Here is a 17,959-nt window from a genome sequence, read left to right as displayed (position 1 = left end):
GCGCCGTTCACACTTCGCGCAGTACCAACCGAAACGCACCGCCCTCCCGCACGATACGTCCCGCGGGGAAATGCCCGCCGATGACGACCGTTCCGGTATCCGCTATCTCGCCGAAAACATCGCGCCGGGTGCGCGCCGATTGCATCGGGTCGCTGTCGAAGGTCGAGGACCATTCGGGGTGCGCCATCTGGCAAGGATGATGCGCGACGTCGCCGAGTAGCAACGCCTCCTCTCCTTCCGAACGGATGCGGATGCTCATGTGGCCTGGACTGTGCCCCGGTGTCGGCACGGTCGAAATGCTTTCGCTCACCTGAACTGTACCGGGAATGATGTCGGCCAGTCCGGCATCGACGATTGGTCTGACCGAGTCCGCGAACACCGCGCGCTGTTCCGGGTTGTCCTCGAAGTCTTTCCAATATTCGTATTCGGTTCTGCCAAACAGATAACGCGCATTCGGAAATGTCGGCACCCAGTCGTTGCCCGCGAGCTTCGTGTTCCACCCGACATGATCGACATGCAGGTGCGTGCAGATAACTAGGTCGATGGTCTCCGGCGCAAAGCCGGCCTCGTTCAACTTGAACAAGAACGGCGTATCGAGATCGTTCCACACGGGCACGATGCGGTTCTTCTTGTTGTTACCAATGCAGGTATCGACGACGATACGCTTGCCGTCTGCCTCGACGACGAGCGCATGCACCGACATCTTCAGCTTGCCGTCCGCGGTGGCGTAATCCGGGACGAGCCAACCGATTTCCTTTACTGCTTCTGGAGAGGCCTGCGGCAGGATAAACTTAGTCCCGCCCGCGCCTTCCAGTTCGACAATCCGAGTAATTTTTGCGGCACCGATACGCCACTGCATAAAATTCTACCTGTTTGCACGGCCGGATTGTGAAGCGCGGCCTGAAGCCGTCGCAAGCGCGGTGGACATACTCGCCGCGCTATGCTCCGCTTTACCTTACCAGTTTGTATATGGAGGCCGTCATGGGCTTGCTCGATGCCGTACTCGGCGAAGTTCTCAAGAATGCGATCGGCGGAAACGCCAGCCCGCAGCAGCAAACCCAGTTGCCGGACATCTTTAGCTCGATCCTGAAGGATGGCGGCTTCGGCGGTGTCGGCGGGATTTTGAAGCAGCTTGCCGAGAACGGTCTGAAGCAGCAGGTCGACTCCTGGCTCGGTAACGGCCAGAACCTTCCGGTCAATCCCTCGCAAATCAACGACGCGCTCGGCAACGATCAGATTCGTCAGATCGCAAAACAGTTCGGGATTCCGGTCGACGCCCTGCTGCCCATGCTCGCCAAGTATTTCCCCGGCGTGGTCGACAAGATGAGTCCGGACGGCGTGCTGGTCGAGTCCATGGGCAAAGGCGGCGGCTAAACGCCGGAAATGGCACGGCATTCCCGCGCATATTCCTTTTCCCCCGGCAGGATTTGACTAGGCTCCGGTCAATAAAAAGACTGGGGGAAACATGCGTACCCAAGTAGGGATTATAGGGGCTGGTCCCGCAGGGCTGACGCTCGCGTTGCTGCTCGAGCGCGCCGGAATCTCTTCCATCATCATCGAGAACCGTTCACGCGCCTATGTCGAAGCGCGCATCCGCGCCGGCGTAATCGAGCATTGGGCAGCGGAACTATTCGACAAACTCGGTGTCGGCGCGCGCATGCGCCGCGAGGGCCTCGTCCACGAAGGCATCGAAATCGGAATCAACGGAGAGCGCAGGCGGATAGATTTCAAGTCGCTCGTGAACAAGGCGATCGTCGTTTACGGGCAACATGAAGTCGTTAAAGACTTGATTCAAGCGCGGCTAAACCGTGGTGGCGGAATCGAATTCGAGGTTTCGGACACGCAGGTCGACAAGCTCGATAGCGACAAGCCGGTAATTCGATTCAAGAAGAACGGCGAGTCCCATGAAATTACTTGCGATTTCATCGCCGGATGCGACGGCTTCCACGGCATCTGCCGTCCTAGCGTACCGGAGGGCGTACTAACCGAGTACGAGCGGGTTTATCCGTTCGGCTGGCTCGGAATCCTTGCGGAGTCCACTCCCCCTTCGCATGAACTCATCTACTCGCATACCGATCGCGGTTTTGGTCTCTATTCGATGCGCGCGCCGAACATCACGCGGCTTTACTTGCAATGCGATCCCGCCGAGGATGCAAGGGCGTGGAGCGACGAGGCGATCTGGAAAGAATTGCAATTACGTCTCAGCCCGGATGGAACGACGCAACTGAAAACCGGCAGAGTCATCGAGAAAGGCGTCACTGCGATGCGCAGTTTCGTGGTCGAGCCGATGCAGTTCGGCCGGTTGTTCCTCGCAGGCGACTCCGCGCACATCGTACCGCCAACCGGCGCGAAGGGTATGAACCTCGCGATTGCGGACGTGCTGTTCTTCTCGCGCGCAGTGGAGGCTTTCTACAAATCGAAAAGCACTACTCTGCTCGACGGCTATTCGAAGCAATGCCTATCGCGCATCTGGAAAGCGCAGCGCTTCTCTTACTTCATGACGACGATGCTGCACCTCAATCCGCAGGACGGCGCGTTCGACCGCAAACGGCAGATCGCCGAACTCGACTACGTCACCTCATCGAAGGCGGCGTCCACCGCGCTCGCCGAGAACTACGTCGGCCTGCCGATCGATTGAACGTTCAGAAAATCCAGAAGTAACGCGGCACACGCGCCTTGTATCCTGTGTAAGCCGCGCCGAAGCGTTGCTGCAGATATTGCTCTTCGGGAAGCACGACGCCGAAGTGCATCACCAGCGCGAATGGGATGAGCAGATTCAGCAGCCATCCCGACGCGAACAACAGCGACAATCCGATCAGAACCCAGATAAATGCGACGTAGATCGGGTTGCGCGTGCGCGCATAAATGCCGTCAGTGACCAGCGCGAGCGCCGGCTCCCATGTCGGGATGTTCGTGCCCTCTTCGCGAAAGCGGCTCGCCGCAGAGCCAAGCATGACAAGACCCGCCGCAAGCGCGATGCCGCCGGAGACGTAACGGAACAGCGGCGCCATCGTTGCGAAATAGTTTCTCGGCAACAGGTAGTCGAGTAACAGCGCGGCCAGTACCGTGACCAGCACGATCAGCGGCGGACGGGCGATAACATTCGGAACGGCATTGTCTTCGGGAGTCATTCTGCAATCATCTCCGTGCGCAGATCGGCAAGCAGCTTCTCGAGGTCGGCTTTCGTCTGCGGAAAGAAATAGTTTGTGACGACGGTGCCTCGCACGAAGCTCCGTGTTTTTGCGCGCCACTGCCGTTTGTTTTCGTCCAGTTCGAAGGTAAACGAAACCGTGCGATCACCCGGATCGTCGTAATCCCATGTCTTCTCGATATCGACGATCTCTGGCATCGAACGCTCCTTTCACAGCGATGTGCGGCTGAAATTCTATTCGGCAAGCCACTCGACGAGCAGCTTGGTGACGCGGTCGGGGCGCTCCAGCGTAGACATGTGCCCGCAATTCGGGATCACGTCGAGACGCGAGCCTTCGACCAGGTCGGCCATTTCCTTTGCGGCATGGGGTGGCGTGAGCTGGTCGCTGTCCCCGACCACGATCAGCGTCTCCATTTTCAGACCATGCAGCGTGGGCCGCGAATCCGGCCGGGTCATGATCGCGGTCTGCTGGTTGATATAGGCTTCCGTGCCGGTCTCACGATGCATCTCCCTCACGATGTTCCGGAGGTCTTCGTCTTTCAGACGGGACTCGTGCACCAGCAGCGGCCAGAGCGCGTCTTCGCGTTCCGCAGCCTTGCCCTCCCGTGTAAGCGCGATGTTGGCGTGACGCTTTTCCGTTTGTTCGGGACGATCCGCACCGGCCGCGGTGTCGATCAACGCGAGCCTGAGCACTCGCTCTTTCGCTTGCCGCAAGATCTCCAGCGCGATGTAGCCGCCCATCGAAAAACCAGCGAGCGCGAAACGCGGCGGCGCATTAGCCAGTATCTCCTTGGCAATGGCTGCGACCGAATTGCCGCGACGGTGGTCGGCGACCTGTACGGGACCAAACTGCCAGAGCGCCGGTACTTGCGGGGCGTAGACGCGCGCGGAGCAATTCAGTCCCGGCACCAGCACCACGGGTATCGCATCCGCCATCTTACGCCCCCTTCACCCTGTTTCTTCGGCCTACGCGATTAGCAGTATTTTTCATTGACTTCCGCCGTTTTCTACCTATGTTGCAGTGCATCGACGGGCGCCCACTGGATTCGCGTCCCATGCCCCCGCCGAACCGGCCCTCCTCACATGATGTCCGCATGGCCCATTGCCCGGACGGATGAGCGAGTAGCCCAAGACGCGACGGAACTTCGAACTGCATGTCTTTTTCTGAACTTGGCCTGAGCGAAAAGGTGCTCTCGGCCGTTACCGCGGCGGGTTACACCAACCCGACCCCGATCCAGGCGCAAGCTATCCCCCACGTTCTTCAGCGCCGCGACGTCCTCGGCATTGCACAGACCGGAACCGGCAAAACTGCCGCCTTCACGCTCCCGATGATCACCATGCTGGAGCAAGGCCGCGCGCGTGCGCGGATGCCCCGCACGCTCATCCTCGAACCCACGCGCGAACTCGCGGCGCAGGTCGAGGAGAGCTTCAACAAGTACGGCAAGAACCACAAGCTCTCGATCGCGCTCCTGATCGGCGGTGTCTCGTTCGACGATCAGGACGCCAAGCTGATGCGCGGCGTAGACGTGCTGATCGCAACGCCGGGCCGCCTGCTCGATCACTTCGAGCGCGGGCGGCTGCTTCTCACCGGCGTCGAACTGCTGGTGATCGACGAAGCCGACCGGATGCTGGATATGGGTTTCATTCCCGACATCGAGCGCATCTGCAAACTCGTTCCCTTCACGCGCCAGACCCTGTTCTTCTCCGCGACCATGCCGCCGGAAATCCAGCGGCTCACCGAAACTTTCCTCTCCAACCCGGTCCAGATCGAAGTCGCGCGGCCTTCTTCCACCGCCGCCAACGTCACGCAGACGCTCGTCGCCACCGGCTCCAAGGACTACGAGAAGCGCGACGCGCTGCGCATGCTGATCCGTGAAGCCGGAGCGATCCGGAACGGCATCATCTTCTGCAACCGCAAGCGCGACGTCGCGCAACTGCACAAATCGCTGGTGAAGCACGGCTTCAACGCAGCGGCGTTGCACGGCGACATGGACCAGCGCGCACGCATGGCGGCGCTCGATGCCTTCCGCAAGGGCGAAACCACGCTGCTGGTAGCGAGCGACGTCGCTGCCCGTGGCCTCGATATTCCGGAAGTGAGCCACGTCTTCAATTTCGACGTGCCCTACCACGCCGAGGACTACGTTCACCGCATCGGCCGCACCGGCCGCGCAGGCCGCTCCGGCGAAGCCTTCACACTGGTCTCGCCGATGGACCGCAAGTCGCTCGGAGCTATCGAAAAGCTGATCGGCCAGAGCATCACGTGGCGCGAAGGCGCCACCCCCGCTCCGGCAGCCCCGGCTACGGAAGAACCCGCGGCCGAAGTATCCGGCGAACAGCGGGGACCGAAGCGCTCCCGGCGTGGCGGACGCAACCGCCGCCGTGGCGGCGGCAAACCGGAAAACGCCGAGCGCGGCAACGAGCGTCCTGCCGAGCGCCCGGCACCGGCTGCCCCGGTTCGCATGGGGGAACCGGCCGCGCCACGGCAGCAGCGGCAGAAGCCGCAGGACGAGCCAGCCGACACCAGCCACCTGCCCGCTTTCCTGCTGCGCCCCACCAAGCGCTACGAATCCGCAGGCTAAGGCCCTCGTTTTGCCGGCCGTTTCGGCCGGCAAATTGTTCTTCTTTATAACTAGTTCCCGATTTACGGCCTGTTCAGAAACGCCCCCTATCTTCCAGCGGTAACCGAAAACGGCGCGGATTCTCCGTGCCGTCTACGCCGCTGGATGCGGCGAGGGATTTCGTATGAACCCGCAGGACGCGGACTTCGAGCGCACCATCGGCCTCGCGGAAATCGCGCTCGGCCAGATGAAGGAGCTTGGCGTCGCCGCCAATCCGCGAAATTTCGAGATCTGGTACACCTATGCGGGCGGCTCGAACGCCGCGCTGAACGTCGAGATCAACGCCACGCTTTCGCGCGCCGGCAGCATCTCCCCGGCGGAGCTTGAAGAGCTTTACCTCAAGCATTTCTCGGCGGCGCGGATCGGCGAAAAGCTCGACAAGGTCGGCGAACAGATGGCCGGCGAAATCGAGCAGGTCATGTCGATGATCAATGCCGCGATCGGCTCGGCCAATTCCTATTCGGCATCGCTGGCGGGCGCTTCGGAAACCATCGGCGGCGAACCCGACCGCGAACAGATCCGCGTCATCGTCGAAACGCTGGTGCATGCGACCCGCGAAGTCGAAAACGCGAACCACATCCTCCAGCAGCGGCTTACGGATTCGCGGCAGGAAATCCGCGAGTTGCAGGAAAACCTCGAGGTCGTGCGTACCGAGTCGCTGACCGATCCGCTGACCACGCTCGCGAACCGCAAATATTTCGACGAGTCCGCCTCGCGGCTGCTGAAAGAAGCGGAAGCGAAAGACCAGCCGCTCTCGGTGATCCTCACCGACATCGACCACTTCAAGAAGTTCAACGATACCTACGGCCACCTGACCGGCGACCAGGTGCTGCGCCTCGTCGCGGTCGCGCTCAAGCACAACGTGAAGGGTCAGGACGTGGCAGCGCGCTACGGCGGTGAGGAATTCGCCGTGATCCTGCCGAAAACCACGCTGGATTCCGCGCTGACTGCCGCCGAGCACATCCGCAAGGCGGTGCAGGCCAAGGAACTGGTGCGCCGCTCGACCGGCGAAACGCTTGGCCGCGTCACCATCTCGCTCGGCGTCGCGCTGTGGCGCAAGGGCGATACGCTGGCGTCCCTGATCGAGCGCGCTGATACGTGCCTTTACGCGGCAAAAGCCGCGGGCCGTAATTGCGTGATTCCGGAAACGGTTCTGGAAAAACTGCCGGCGAAGGTCGCCTAACTCCGCTTCGTTTTCCGCTTTGCAGTTTGTTTTTTCGCGGCCCGGACCCGGACGGGCCGTTTGCTTTTCGGCGCAGCCGGCTTGCGGGGCTTCGCTTTCTTCGCGGCAATCCGCTTCGCCGCGTTCAAGGCCGCGCGTGCGAAGGGAACGAGTTCTTCCGGCTCGTCGTAACAACGCTCCGACACCGACCAGTAATTGACCACGATCTCGCGGCCCTTGGCCGTATAGGTGAAAGGCTTCGAGCCTTCCGCCTGGAACATCGGAACGATCTCCTCGTCGGCCCGCAGATAAACCGTGCCGCCGATCGACAGCGCGAAATGCACGCCGTCCGAATAAACGCCCTTGCCGCTGAACATGCGGCGGACGGCTATGGGTCCGAATGCGGAGAAAAGTTCGCGAAGCGAGTCTTCGTCGTCGAAGGCCATGGCCCGCGCGGTCAGTTCGCGGCGGACGCCTTCGCAGGCGTGATGGAAACGGATTCGCCGCAGCCGCAGGCCGAGGTTTCGTTCGGGTTCCTGAACACGAACCGCGCGGACATCTTGTCGACCGAGAAATCCATCGTGGTGCCGAGCAGGAACAACACCGCCTTCGGATCGATCAGCACCTTCACGCCCTGCGTCTCGACGACCTCGTCGCCGCGCTCGACCGTGTCGGCCAGATCCATGGTGTAGGACATGCCGGCACAGCCGCCCTTTTCCACGCCGACGCGGACGCCCGCGACCGGCTTGCCCGCGCGTGCAATCAACTCGCGGACGCGCGCGGCGGCGGCGTCTGTCACGGTCATTACGGCGGGTCTCGGACGGGGTGCGTTCATGAGATCGACTCTAGCAGTCCCATTCTATCGAAGGATTAAGTGGGGTCACCACAGGTTCAGCGCAACCCTGGCATCCTCGGACATGCGGCTCTGGTCCCACGGCGGGTCGAACACGACCTTCACCTTGACCGGGCCGACGCCCTGCACCGAGGACACGGCATTTTCCACCATGCCGGGCAGTTCCACCGCCGCCGGGCAGTTCGGCGAGGTCAGGGTCATATCGACCGCGACCTGCCGGTCGTCCGCGATATCGACCTTGTAGATCAGGCCCAGCTCGTAAATATCGACCGGGATTTCCGGATCGTAGACCGTCTTCAGCGCGCTGACGATGTCGTCGGTCAGGCGCGAGAGTTCTTCCGCCGGGATCGCCGACGGGGTCGCGGGGGTAATGGGGGCCGCCGCGGCGGGTTTCACTTCTTCGTTCATGGTCCCGTTTCTACACCAAAAGGCGGCGGTTATGCGAACCGCCCCTCACGCGAACATTTCCTGCGCTTTTAGAAGTGCTTCAGCCAGCGCATCGACCTCTTCCTTCGTGTTGTAGAGCGCGAAGGATGCGCGGCAGGTCGCGGTGCAGCCGTAGCGCTTGAGCAGCGGCAGCGCGCAATGGGTACCGGCACGGACGGCCACGCCCTGCCGGTCGATGACCGTCGCTACATCATGCGGATGCGCGCCTTTCATCTCGAACGAGAGGATTGCGCCCTTCTCCTTCGCGCGGCCATAGAACTTCAGGCTGTTGATGCGCGCGAGTTTCTCGGTCGCGTAGTCGAGCAGCATCTTTTCGTGCGCGGCGATATTGGCGTGGCCGAGGGATTGGACGTAATCGATCGCGGCACCGAGGCCGACCGCAGGCACGATAGCGGGAGTTCCCGCCTCGAACTTGTGCGGCGGGTCCCCGTAAGTGACGTTCTCCTCCGTCACTTCGCGGATCATTTCGCCGCCGCCGAGGAATGGCGGCAGGCGCTCCAGCCACTCGCGCTTCGCGTAAAGCACGCCGATGCCCGAAGGCCCGTAGAGCTTGTGGCCTGTGAAGACATAGAAGTCGGCGTCGATGTCCTGCACGTCCGGCGTAAGATGCACCGCGCCCTGGCTGCCATCGACCAGCACGGGGATGCCGCGCGCGTGCGCGAGCTTCACGACTTCCTTCACCGGGACGATGGTGCCGAGCGCATTCGACATCTGCGTGATGGCGACGATCTTCGTGCGCCTGGTGAGCAGCTTCTCGAATTCGTCGAGCAGGAAGTTGCCGTCCTCGTCCACCGGCGCCCACTTGATGACCGCGCCCTTGCGCTCGCGGTGATAGTGCCATGGCACGATGTTGGAGTGGTGCTCCATGATCGAGAGCACGATCTCGTCGCCCTCGCCGATTTCCGCAAGGCCGAACGAGGCCGCGGCCAGATTGATCGCTTCGGTGGCGTTCTTTACGAAGATGATCTCGGACGCCGATTTCGCGTTCAGGAAGCCGCGCACCTTCTCGCGCGCGCCTTCATAGGCCTCAGTCGCGGCGTTCGCGAGATAATGCAGGCCGCGATGCACGTTGGCGTATTCGTGCTCGTAGCAATAACGCATGCGGTCGAGCACGGCCTTCGGCTTTTGCGCCGACGCGGCGTTGTCGAGATAGACCAGCTTCTTGCCGTAGACTTCCTTCGACAGGATCGGGAAGTCGGCGCGCACCTTCGCAATGTCGAAGGCGGGCTTTGCGGGCGCGTTCACGGCACGCTTCTTTCGGCAAGCCAGGCGGCCGCACGAGCCATGACGGCGCTCTGGATTTTCCCGTTCTCGATGGTCTCGATTGCCTCGCCGAAGAACGACTGGATCAGAAGGCTTTCGGCTTCCTTCTTCGGGATGCCACGCGCGCGAAGATAGAACATGAGATCGTCGTCGAGCGCGCCGGTGGTCGCGCCATGCGCGCATTGCACGTCGTCGGCGAAGATTTCGAGTTCCGGCTTGTTGTCCATTTCGGCTGCGTCGCCGAGCAGGAGCGCGGCCGACATCATGCGGCCATCGGTTTTTTGCGCATCAGGGCGAACGATAATCAATCCCTGAAACACGCCGCGACTCTCGTCGTCGAGCACGGTCTTGAACAGTTCGCGGCTCTCGCCGCCCGGCAGCGCATGATCGACTTCGAGCGTGACGTCGCTGTGCTGCTTACCGCGCAGCAGTGTCGCGCCCGCGAGCAGCGCGCGCGCGTTCCTGCCTGCATAGGCGAACGGCACGGTGTGGCGCGACACCGCCGCCCCGGTCGTCAGCGCGAACGAGCGGAAGCGGCTTTCGTTGCCGATGGCGCCGACCGTCATGGAAAGATGGATCGCCTTGTCGCCTTCCGCCTGCACGCGCACGACATCGAGTTCGGCGTCGTCGGCTACCGAAAGCTGCAAGATGGTGTTGGTCTGGTAGGCTACCGCATCGGGACCGGCATGCGACTGCACGATCGTCGCCTGCGATTTTTTACCCGCCTTGACGAACACGCGGCCGAATACGCTGACCGGCGACGTGCCGGTGACGATATGGCGGACATGGATGGGTTTCGCGATCTGCGTGCCGTTCGCAACGTCGATCACGATGCCTTCGTTCAGCGCCGCCGTATTGAGCGCGAACACCGCGTCGTACTTGCCGGGATTGAGCTTCGCGAGCAGCGCGGGCATTGCCGCGTCCTTCGCCAGCGCATCGGCCAGCGTGGAAATGCGCAGGCCCTTTTCCAGATTCTTCAGGTTGGAGAGCGAGGCGACGAAAGCACCGTTGACGAAAACGATCTCGCGCGCACCGATATTGGGAAGCACGTTCGTTTTCTTCGCTTCCGCGATGGCGGCCGCATCCGCACCCTTCGCCAGCGGCGGCATTTCGCGGATCAGCGCGCGCAGATCGGTGTATTTCCATTCCTCGACGCGGCGGTGCGGCAGGCCTTTTTCGGCAAAGAGACGCAGCGCCTTTTCGCGGAGCGCGCGAACCGGCTCCGCGCCCGGCAACGCGGCGAGCGCATCCGTGTAAGCCGTCTCGGCGGCCGTGCGCATCATTTTGACTTCAGCGTTCACGATGCTTTCCTTAAGCCGCGTTTTCGTAGGCCGCGTAGCCCTTGGCTTCGAGTTCGTGCGCAAGCTCCGGCCCGCCGGTGCGGACGATCCTGCCCTTCGCCATGACATGCACGACGTCCGGCACGATGTGATCGAGCAGCCGCTGGTAATGCGTGATGACGAGGAAGCCGCGGTTCTTCGCGCGCAGGCGGTTCACGCCGTCGGCGACGATTTTCAGCGCGTCGATGTCGAGGCCGGAGTCGGTTTCATCGAGCACGCACATCTTCGGCTCCAGCAGCGACATCTGGAGGATTTCGTTGCGCTTCTTCTCGCCGCCCGAAAAGCCGACATTCACCGGACGCTTCAGCATGTCCTGATTGATGTTCAGTTCTTTCGCTTTCTCGCGCACGAGGCGCAGGAAGTCCGGCGTGGAGAGTTCTTCCTCGCCGCGCTTCTTGCGCACCGCGTTCACCGCCGTCCGCAGGAACGTCATCGACGCGACGCCCGGAATTTCGATGGGATACTGGAAAGCGAGGAACAGGCCCTTGGCCGCGCGCTCGTCCGGCTCCAGCTCAAGCAGGTCTTCGCCGTCGAGTTTCGCCGAACCGCCGGTGACTTCGTAATCGTCCTTGCCGGCCAGCACATAGGACAGCGTGGACTTGCCGGACCCGTTCGGCCCCATGATCGCGTGGACCTCGCCCGGATTGATGGAGAGGTTCAGGCCGCGGAGGATTTCCTTTTCCTCGACCCGCGCATGGAGATTTTTTACTTCGAGCAACGCCATAACTTTTTTTCCTGAATCCTAATCGTAGCGTTCAAGCCATTCGAGTACGCGATCGGCGATGATCGCCGAAATTGTGCTTTCGTTATCTGCCGGCCTGCCGAGCGAACGCCACCGGCCGCCTAAACCCGTGTCCGTCTTGCTGCCATACGTCCAGACAAGCTGCACCTGTCCATCCGTATCGAACCGGATTGCGATGCTGCCTGTATGTGCGTCCGTCTCCGCACGCCACCCGAAATCATATTCGTTACGAAACAGCATATATTCGTAACGCTTCAGGTGTTGCGAGGTCAGGACATGGCACTCGTAGAAGCGATCAACGAAGCCAGCCGCCGCTTTTACATCTTCTACGTCCGCGCTCCGCGAAGCAGTGGCGGCAACCGTGGCATCAAAAACAGAAATCTCCATGAGCGAGGTCACCCCACGCTTCCTTCGAGAGAGATTGCAATCAGCTTCTGTGCTTCCACCGCGAATTCCATCGGCAGGTGTTGCAGCACGTCCTTGACGAAACCGTTTACGACCAGCGCCACCGCCTCCTCCGCCGACAATCCGCGCTGGCGGCAGTAGAACAGCATGTCGTCGGAAATCTTCGAGGTGGTAGCCTCGTGTTCGAACACGGCCGAAGAATTCTTCGCCTCGATATAAGGCGTCGTATGCGCGCCGCACCTGTCGCCGATGAGCAGCGAGTCGCAGTTCGTGAAGTTGCGCGCATTGCTCGCCTTGCGATGCGCCGACACCTGTCCGCGATAGGTGTTCTGCGAAACACCGGCGGCGATGCCCTTCGAGATGATGCGGCTCGACGTATTCTTGCCGAGATGGATCATCTTGGTGCCGCTATCGACCTGCTGGTGGCCGTTGGAAATCGCAATCGAATAGAATTCGCCCTGCGAGTTGTCGCCGCGCAGGATGCACGACGGATACTTCCACGTAATCGCCGAGCCGGTCTCGACCTGCGTCCATGAAATCTTCGAGCCGTTGCCGCGGCAGTCGCCACGCTTGGTCACGAAGTTATAGACGCCGCCCTTGCCCTGCGCGTCGCCCGGATACCAGTTCTGCACGGTCGAATACTTGATCTCGGCATTGTCGAGCGCGACCAGTTCGACGACAGCCGCATGCAACTGGTTCTCGTCGCGCGACGGCGCGGTGCAGCCTTCGAGGTAGCTCACATACGCGCCCTCATCCGCGATGATGAGCGTGCGCTCGAACTGGCCGGTGTTCTTCTCGTTGATGCGGAAGTACGTGGACAATTCCATCGGGCAGCGCACGCCCTTCGGCACGTAGACGAACGAGCCGTCGGAGAACACCGCCGAGTTCAGCGTCGCGAAGAAATTGTCGGTGATCGGCACGACCGAACCGAGATACTTGCGCACCAGATCGGGGTGCTCGCGGATCGCCTCCGAGATCGACATGAAGAGGACGCCGGCCTTCTTCAGTTCTTCCTTGAAGGTGGTGACGACCGAAACGGAATCGAACACAGCATCGACCGCGACCTTGCGGCCGGACTCCTGCACGCCCGCCAGAATTTCCTGCTCTCGCAGCGGAATGCCGAGCTTCTCGTAAGTGCGCAGCAATTCCGGATCAACCTCGTCGAGCGACTTCGGTCCCGGCGTCTTCTTCGGCGCGGCGTAATAATAAAGGTCCTGATAGTCGATCTTCTGGTAGTGGACGCGCGCCCACTCCGGCTCCTGCATGGTCTTCCAGCGGCGGAACGCTTCCATGCGCCATTCGAGCATCCACTCCGGCTCATTCTTTTTGGCCGAGATGAAGCGAACGGTGCTCTCATCAAGCCCCTTCGGCGCTTTCTCGACCTCGATCTTGGTTTCGAAGCCGTACTTGTATTGATCGACGTCGATGGATTTGACGCGCTCGATGGTTTCCTTGACTGCCGGCATTCTCAACTCCGCGCGGCATCAGCCGCGAAACATTCCAATTCCAAACTCACGCGGCGCGAACGCCGCCCTTTTTCAGAGACGTATAGACCTTCGACCAGACGGACAGGAACTGCGTCACGTCCGCATCACTCGTATTCCAACCCGTACTCACGCGCATGGCTCCGCGGCCGATCTCGGAAGTCACGCCCATCGCCTGCAACGTGGGTGAAGCAGCCGACTTTCCGGAGGAACAAGCCGAGCCTGCGCTCAGCGCAACGCCGTCCAGATCGAACAACATGAGCGCGGTCTGCGCGTCGATGCCGGGTGCGGAGAAGAACGTGGTGTTGGGCAGCCGTGCGGCGCGCTCGCCGAAAATCACGGCGTCGGGAGCGACCTTGCGAATTCCCTCTTCGAGCTTCGCGCGCAGCGTGGCGAGACGCGATCCTTCCGGGGTAAGCGTCTGCGCGGCTTCGGTCGCCGCCGCGGCAAAGCCCGCGATGCCCGCGACCGTTTCGGTGCCCTGCCTGCGTCCGCGCTCCTGCCCGCCGCCGCGCATGATCGCAGGCACGCGCGTATCGGGATGACGCGCAACCAGCGCGCCGACGCCCTGCGGACCGCCGAGCTTGTGCGACGTGATGGAGACGAGGTCGGCGCCGCTCTCTTTAATGTCGAACGGAATCTTGCCGAACACCTGCACCGCGTCGGAGTGAAACACGCCCTTCGCCGCGCGCACGCGATCGGCCACCGCGCGCAAGGGCTGCAGCACGCCGGTTTCGTTGTTCGCCGCCATGACGGAGACGAAAGCGCGGCGTCCCGCGTTGGAATGTTTCTCCAGCGCCTCTTCCAGCGCATGCAATTCGATTACGCCGGAACCATCCACTGGCACATATTCGATCTGGTCTTCGCGGAAGCGTCCGCCTGCACGCACCGCCGGATGTTCCACAGCGGAAAGGATCAGCACGTCGCAGCGGACCGGCTTGCCTTCGAGTTCCAGTTCCGGCGCAAGCGCGGTCGCGTTCGACTCGGTCGCGCCGCTGGTGAAGAAAATCGCCGCCGGGTCCGCACCAAGTTGCGCCGCGAGCTGCGCGCGCGCGTCCTCGACAAGCGCGCGGGCCGCCCGCCCCTCGGTATGGACCGAAGAGGCATTGGCGGGGGCCATCATTGCCGCCGCAACCGCTTCCTTGGCCGCGTTCCGCGGCAGACAGGTGGCGTTGTAGTCGAGAAAGGCACGGGCCATCGTTTCAAGCCTTTGCGGAGCCGAAAAATCTTGCTTTTCGAACCCCGTATTGTTTAAGAGAGAAAGCTCGAAGCGAAGGAGCGCGTGGCAAACGATGGCTAGCGCCGCCGAGCGGAATCTCTATTTAGAATTATTCTAAAGTAGTCCGGTGGTACTCATGAGTCAACCGGGCCGGAACCCTGCGCTTTCCAGATAAGCGCGCGAAAGACGGAAAACACCCCGATGCCTGAAGTGATTTTCACCGGCGAAGAAGGCCGCCTCGAAGGCCGGTTCCATCCCGGCCGGACCCGCACCAGCCCCATCGCGATCATCCTGCATCCCCACCCGCAGTTCGGGGGCACGATGAACAATCCGGTCGTCTATCACCTCTATTACGCCTTCGCGAACCGCGGCTTCTCGGTGCTGCGCTTCAACTTCCGCGGCGTGGGCCGCAGCCAGGGTTCGTTCGACCACGGCCAGGGTGAGCTTTCCGACGCCGCTGCCGCGCTCGACTGGGTGCAGAGCGCAAACCCGGAAGCGCGCGCATGCTGGATCGCGGGCTTCTCGTTCGGCGCGTGGATCGGCATGCAGTTGCTGATGCGCCGTCCGGAGGTCGAAGGTTTCCTTTCGATTGCCGCGCCGGCCAGCCTCTACGACTTCTCGTTCCTCGCGCCCTGCCCTTCGTCGGGCCTGTTCGTGCACGGCGACAAAGACGCGGTGGTGCCGGTCGCTTCGGTCGGCACACTGGTCGAGAAGCTGAAGACGCAAAAAGGCATCGTCATCGAGCAGCAAATCCTGAAGGGCGCGAACCACTTCTTCGACGGCAAGGTCGATGCGCTGATGGAGACTGTGAACACCTATCTCGACAAGCGCCTGCCGAACGAACGCGCGAGCACGGCGGCGTAACTACGGTTTCACTAGCACCCCGCCGGTCATTGGCGCGGGCACGCCTGTCGTCGAGGGAAACGACAACGGCAATCCTCTCATCGAGCGTACTGCGAGGAAGGCGAAAGCCTGCGCCTCGACGGCTGCCGACTGCCAGCCGATTTCCTCGGCGGTCTGCACTTTCGCGGGCGAAAGTTTTTCACGCAGCAGCTTGAGCAGCGTCGGATTACGCGCGCCGCCGCCAGCCACGATCCAACGCCGCGGCGCTTTCGGGAAATGCGCGCGCGACAACGCAATCGACGAGGCAATGATCTCGGCGGCGGTCGCGAGCGCATCGGGCAGCGAGAGGCCCGCGAAATCGAAACGCGCGAAGTCAGCGCGGTCGAGAGACTTCGGCGGAGCCTTTCCAAAAAATTCATGCGCAAGCGCCTGCGCCGCCAGCTTGCCATCCGCCTTGCCGGACGCCGCAACCAGCCCGCCGGTATCCATCGGCTTGCCGCTTCGCGTCATCATCAGTTCGTCCATTGGCGCATTGCCGGGACCGGTATCGAAGGCAACCGGATCGGCTGCGCCATCGAGCCAGGTGACGTTGGCGACACCACCGATGTTCACGACGACAATCGGCCCGTCGTCGAATGCGCGAAGAAGCGCGCGGTGAAAGATCGGCACGAACGGCGCGCCTTGCCCGCCGGCCGCGACATCGGCCGCGCGGAAATCGTACACCACCGGGATTCCAAGCCGCTTCGCGAGCAATGCACCATCGCCGATCTGCACGGTCAGCCTGCGTTCGGGCCGGTGCAGGATGGTCTGCCCGTGAAAGCCCACGACATCGATGCTCGCGTGACGAACGCCTTCCTGCTGGATCAACGCATCGATCGCCTTCAGGTGCATGCTGGTGACGAGCTTTTCGCCTTCCGCGATGGGACCGGGACGCGCGGTGCGATCCGTCATGTCCTGCGCGGCATTCACCGCGCCGCGCAAAATATGGCGCTCGGTTGGACTGTATTCGCGCGACAGGTAGGCGCCGAAGCGGGATACAACTTCTCCGTCGCTTTCGATCAGCGCGACATCCACCCCGTCCATCGAGGTGCCGCTCATCGTACCGATAGCCAGCGCCAAGAGAATCGCTCCGGTTGAATCCGCCTTGGGACCTGATACACCACCCGGCCATGGCAACCTATAAATCCGACTTCCTGCACGTCCTCGAATCCCGCGGCTTCATCCATCAGGTCTCGGAGCCGGAGGTGCTCGACCAGCTCGCCGGCAAAGAGCAGGTCACGGCCTATATTGGCTATGACTGCACGGCGGCGTCGCTCCATGTCGGCCACCTGCTGCCGACCATGATGCTGCGCTGGATGCAGAAGACCGGACACCGGCCGATTGCGCTGATGGGCGGCGGCACCACCCGCGTCGGCGATCCTTCCGGCAAGGACGAGTCGCGCCGCCTGCTGACCGAACCGCAGATCGAGGAAAACCTCAAAGGCATCCGCCAGATTTTCACGCGCTTCCTGCAATTCGGAGACGGCGGCAACAGCGCCATCATGGCGAATAACGCCGACTGGCTGAACAAGCTGAACTACATTGACTTCCTGCGCGACGTCGGCCGCCACTTCTCGATCAACCGCATGCTCACCTTCGACTCGGTGAAGCTGCGTCTCGAGCGCCAGCACGAACTGTCGTTCCTCGAATTCAACTACATGATCCTGCAGGCCTACGACTTCCTGGAGCTGAACAAGCGCTACGGCTGCCGCCTGCAAATGGGCGGCTCGGATCAGTGGGGCAACATCATCAACGGCATCGACCTCGGCCGCCGCATCGCCGGCGCGCAGCTCTTTGCCCTAACCTCGCCGCTGATCACCACCGCATCGGGCGCGAAGATGGGCAAGACCGCCGCGGGCGCAGTGTGGCTCGACCCTAACCTCGTCAGCCCCTACGAATATTGGCAGTTCTGGCGCAACACCGAAGACGGCGATGTTGCGCGCTTCCTCAAGCTGTTCACCGAAATGCCGCTGGAAGAAATCGGCAGGCTTGCGGCGTTGCAGGGCGCGGAAATCAACGAAGCGAAGAAGATTCTCGCGACCGAAGCGACCGCGATGGTGCATGGCCGCGAGGCAGCCCAAAAAGCGGAGGCGACCGCGCGCACGACCTTCGAGGAAGGCGCACTGGCCGCGAATCTCCCGAGCTTCGACGCGAAGAAGAGCGAGCTGGAAGCCGGCATCGGAATCCTGAACGCAGCCGTGCAGGCCGGTTTCGTTTCCTCGACGAGTGAAGCTCGCCGCCAGATCAAGGCGGGCGGCATCAAGGTCAACGACGCCACCGTTACCGACGAAAAGATGATGCTGACTGCGCGCGATCTCACCAGCGACGGCGTGATCAAACTCTCGCTCGGCAAGAAGAAGCACGTTCTCCTGCGCGCGGTTTAGCCGCGCGGC

At 62.1% G+C, this 17,959-nt stretch carries 20 protein-coding genes; 6 read left to right on the top strand and 14 right to left on the bottom strand.

Features of this window, described 5'->3' with window-relative positions; all coding sequences use genetic code 11:
- Window positions 1-7: 7 nt before the first annotated feature.
- On the bottom strand, window positions 8-859 hold the full coding sequence (locus KF794_05325) for an MBL fold metallo-hydrolase (protein QYK46113.1): 852 nt from the start codon (window positions 857-859) through the stop codon (window positions 8-10).
- A 122-nt stretch (window positions 860-981) separates the two neighbouring features.
- On the opposite strand from KF794_05325, the gene KF794_05320 reads away from it, so the two are divergent.
- Both KF794_05320 and KF794_05315 read left to right on the top strand, forming a co-directional pair.
- Window positions 982-1,374, top strand: a complete 393-nt coding sequence (locus KF794_05320; protein ID QYK46112.1) for a DUF937 domain-containing protein — start codon at window positions 982-984, stop codon at window positions 1,372-1,374.
- A 91-nt stretch (window positions 1,375-1,465) separates the two neighbouring features.
- Complete coding sequence (locus KF794_05315) at window positions 1,466-2,638, top strand: 4-hydroxybenzoate 3-monooxygenase (protein ID QYK46111.1); 1,173 nt, start codon at window positions 1,466-1,468, stop codon at window positions 2,636-2,638.
- 4 nt (window positions 2,639-2,642) lie between these two features.
- Here the strand turns inward: KF794_05315 and KF794_05310 are convergent, their stop codons facing one another.
- The 3 genes from KF794_05310 to KF794_05300 are packed head-to-tail and all read right to left on the bottom strand — an operon-like array spanning window position 2,643 to window position 4,087.
- Window positions 2,643-3,131 carry an isoprenylcysteine carboxylmethyltransferase family protein gene (locus KF794_05310; protein QYK46110.1) on the bottom strand — a complete coding sequence of 163 codons (489 nt, stop codon included), beginning with the start codon at window positions 3,129-3,131 and terminating at the stop codon, window positions 2,643-2,645.
- The gene (locus tag KF794_05305) at window positions 3,128-3,349 is read right to left on the bottom strand and encodes a hypothetical protein (protein ID QYK46109.1); all 222 of its coding nucleotides are present in this window, start codon (window positions 3,347-3,349) and stop codon (window positions 3,128-3,130) included. Before KF794_05305 ends, KF794_05310 begins: the two co-directional genes overlap by 4 nt.
- A gap of 36 nt (window positions 3,350-3,385) precedes the next feature.
- Window positions 3,386-4,087 carry an alpha/beta fold hydrolase gene (locus tag KF794_05300; GenBank protein ID QYK46108.1) on the bottom strand — a complete coding sequence of 234 codons (702 nt, stop codon included), beginning with the start codon at window positions 4,085-4,087 and terminating at the stop codon, window positions 3,386-3,388.
- Window positions 4,088-4,305: 218 nt separating this feature from the next.
- Between KF794_05300 and KF794_05295 the strand changes: the two genes are divergently transcribed.
- Together KF794_05295 and KF794_05290 are read left to right on the top strand one after the other, a co-directional pair.
- A complete protein-coding gene (locus KF794_05295; protein ID QYK46107.1) occupies window positions 4,306-5,730 on the top strand; it encodes a DEAD/DEAH box helicase in 1,425 nt (474 codons plus the stop codon).
- 163 nt (window positions 5,731-5,893) lie between these two features.
- Window positions 5,894-6,952 carry a GGDEF domain-containing protein gene (locus KF794_05290; GenBank protein QYK46106.1) on the top strand — a complete coding sequence of 353 codons (1,059 nt, stop codon included), beginning with the start codon at window positions 5,894-5,896 and terminating at the stop codon, window positions 6,950-6,952.
- Here the strand turns inward: KF794_05290 and KF794_05285 are convergent.
- The 9 genes from KF794_05285 to KF794_05245 all read right to left on the bottom strand — a co-directional run bounded on the left by KF794_05285 (window position 6,949) and on the right by KF794_05245 (window position 14,663).
- Window positions 6,949-7,377: a TfoX/Sxy family protein gene (locus KF794_05285; protein ID QYK46105.1), complete on the bottom strand. Its 429-nt coding sequence runs from the start codon at window positions 7,375-7,377 to the stop codon at window positions 6,949-6,951. The genes KF794_05290 and KF794_05285 overlap by 4 nt on opposite strands.
- Before the next feature lie 11 nt (window positions 7,378-7,388).
- Window positions 7,389-7,736 (bottom strand): iron-sulfur cluster assembly accessory protein, encoded by a 348-nt coding sequence (locus tag KF794_05280; protein ID QYK46104.1) that lies wholly within the window; start codon window positions 7,734-7,736, stop codon window positions 7,389-7,391.
- A 75-nt stretch (window positions 7,737-7,811) separates the two neighbouring features.
- Window positions 7,812-8,192 carry an SUF system Fe-S cluster assembly protein gene (locus tag KF794_05275; GenBank protein ID QYK46103.1) on the bottom strand — a complete coding sequence of 127 codons (381 nt, stop codon included), beginning with the start codon at window positions 8,190-8,192 and terminating at the stop codon, window positions 7,812-7,814.
- 45 nt (window positions 8,193-8,237) lie between these two features.
- A complete protein-coding gene (locus KF794_05270) occupies window positions 8,238-9,476 on the bottom strand; it encodes a cysteine desulfurase (GenBank protein QYK46102.1) in 1,239 nt (412 codons plus the stop codon).
- Complete coding sequence (gene sufD / locus KF794_05265) at window positions 9,473-10,795, bottom strand: Fe-S cluster assembly protein SufD (protein QYK46101.1); 1,323 nt, start codon at window positions 10,793-10,795, stop codon at window positions 9,473-9,475. The genes KF794_05270 and sufD overlap by 4 nt, the downstream gene beginning before the upstream one ends.
- 10 nt (window positions 10,796-10,805) lie before the next feature.
- Window positions 10,806-11,558 carry a Fe-S cluster assembly ATPase SufC gene (sufC, locus tag KF794_05260; protein ID QYK46100.1) on the bottom strand — a complete coding sequence of 251 codons (753 nt, stop codon included), beginning with the start codon at window positions 11,556-11,558 and terminating at the stop codon, window positions 10,806-10,808.
- 18 nt (window positions 11,559-11,576) lie between these two features.
- Window positions 11,577-11,975, bottom strand: coding sequence for a hypothetical protein (locus tag KF794_05255; GenBank protein QYK46099.1), 399 nt, complete (start codon window positions 11,973-11,975; stop codon window positions 11,577-11,579).
- Window positions 11,972-13,447 carry a Fe-S cluster assembly protein SufB gene (sufB, locus tag KF794_05250; protein QYK46098.1) on the bottom strand — a complete coding sequence of 492 codons (1,476 nt, stop codon included), beginning with the start codon at window positions 13,445-13,447 and terminating at the stop codon, window positions 11,972-11,974. Before sufB ends, KF794_05255 begins: the two co-directional genes overlap by 4 nt.
- A gap of 46 nt (window positions 13,448-13,493) precedes the next feature.
- Entirely contained in the window at window positions 13,494-14,663 is a 1,170-nt protein-coding gene (locus KF794_05245) for a cysteine desulfurase (GenBank protein QYK46097.1), read from the bottom strand.
- Between the two features lie 222 nt (window positions 14,664-14,885).
- On the opposite strand from KF794_05245, the gene KF794_05240 reads away from it, so the two are divergent.
- Window positions 14,886-15,548, top strand: a complete 663-nt coding sequence (locus KF794_05240) for an alpha/beta hydrolase (protein QYK46096.1) — start codon at window positions 14,886-14,888, stop codon at window positions 15,546-15,548.
- Here KF794_05240 and KF794_05235 read toward each other — a convergent pair whose 3' ends face one another.
- A complete protein-coding gene (locus KF794_05235) occupies window positions 15,549-16,625 on the bottom strand; it encodes an anhydro-N-acetylmuramic acid kinase (protein ID QYK46600.1) in 1,077 nt (358 codons plus the stop codon).
- A 71-nt stretch (window positions 16,626-16,696) separates the two neighbouring features.
- On the opposite strand from KF794_05235, the gene KF794_05230 reads away from it, so the two are divergent.
- On the top strand, window positions 16,697-17,950 hold the full coding sequence (locus KF794_05230) for a tyrosine--tRNA ligase (protein ID QYK46095.1): 1,254 nt from the start codon (window positions 16,697-16,699) through the stop codon (window positions 17,948-17,950).
- The last annotated feature ends 9 nt before the right edge of the window (window positions 17,951-17,959 follow it).

The organism is Xanthobacteraceae bacterium (assembly GCA_019454205.1).
GTDB lineage: Bacteria > Pseudomonadota > Alphaproteobacteria > Rhizobiales > Xanthobacteraceae.
The sequence above is the reverse complement of the archived record's forward strand: the minus strand, read 5'-3'. Positions and strand labels throughout refer to the sequence as shown.

Bases quoted from the DNA above. Each gene is read 5' to 3' on its own strand.
- KF794_05280 (QYK46104.1), bottom strand. From the start codon at position 7,736: ATGACCGTGACAGACGCCGCCGCCGCGCGCGTCCGCGAGTTGATTGCA.
- KF794_05320 (QYK46112.1), top strand. From the start codon at position 982: ATGGGCTTGCTCGATGCCGTACTCGGCGAAGTTCTCAAGAATGCGATC.
- KF794_05295 (QYK46107.1), top strand. From the start codon at position 4,306: ATGTCTTTTTCTGAACTTGGCCTGAGCGAAAAGGTGCTCTCGGCCGTT.
- sufC (QYK46100.1), bottom strand. From the start codon at position 11,558: ATGGCGTTGCTCGAAGTAAAAAATCTCCATGCGCGGGTCGAGGAAAAG.
- KF794_05275 (QYK46103.1), bottom strand. From the start codon at position 8,192: ATGAACGAAGAAGTGAAACCCGCCGCGGCGGCCCCCATTACCCCCGCG.
- KF794_05285 (QYK46105.1), bottom strand. From the start codon at position 7,377: ATGGCCTTCGACGACGAAGACTCGCTTCGCGAACTTTTCTCCGCATTC.
- sufB (QYK46098.1), bottom strand. From the start codon at position 13,447: ATGCCGGCAGTCAAGGAAACCATCGAGCGCGTCAAATCCATCGACGTC.
- KF794_05230 (QYK46095.1), top strand. From the start codon at position 16,697: ATGGCAACCTATAAATCCGACTTCCTGCACGTCCTCGAATCCCGCGGC.
- KF794_05300 (QYK46108.1), bottom strand. From the start codon at position 4,087: ATGGCGGATGCGATACCCGTGGTGCTGGTGCCGGGACTGAATTGCTCC.
- KF794_05315 (QYK46111.1), top strand. From the start codon at position 1,466: ATGCGTACCCAAGTAGGGATTATAGGGGCTGGTCCCGCAGGGCTGACG.
- KF794_05240 (QYK46096.1), top strand. From the start codon at position 14,886: ATGCCTGAAGTGATTTTCACCGGCGAAGAAGGCCGCCTCGAAGGCCGG.
- KF794_05325 (QYK46113.1), bottom strand. From the start codon at position 859: ATGCAGTGGCGTATCGGTGCCGCAAAAATTACTCGGATTGTCGAACTG.
- KF794_05235 (QYK46600.1), bottom strand. From the start codon at position 16,625: ATGAGCGGCACCTCGATGGACGGGGTGGATGTCGCGCTGATCGAAAGC.
- KF794_05290 (QYK46106.1), top strand. From the start codon at position 5,894: ATGAACCCGCAGGACGCGGACTTCGAGCGCACCATCGGCCTCGCGGAA.
- KF794_05305 (QYK46109.1), bottom strand. From the start codon at position 3,349: ATGCCAGAGATCGTCGATATCGAGAAGACATGGGATTACGACGATCCG.
- KF794_05310 (QYK46110.1), bottom strand. From the start codon at position 3,131: ATGACTCCCGAAGACAATGCCGTTCCGAATGTTATCGCCCGTCCGCCG.
- KF794_05245 (QYK46097.1), bottom strand. From the start codon at position 14,663: ATGGCCCGTGCCTTTCTCGACTACAACGCCACCTGTCTGCCGCGGAAC.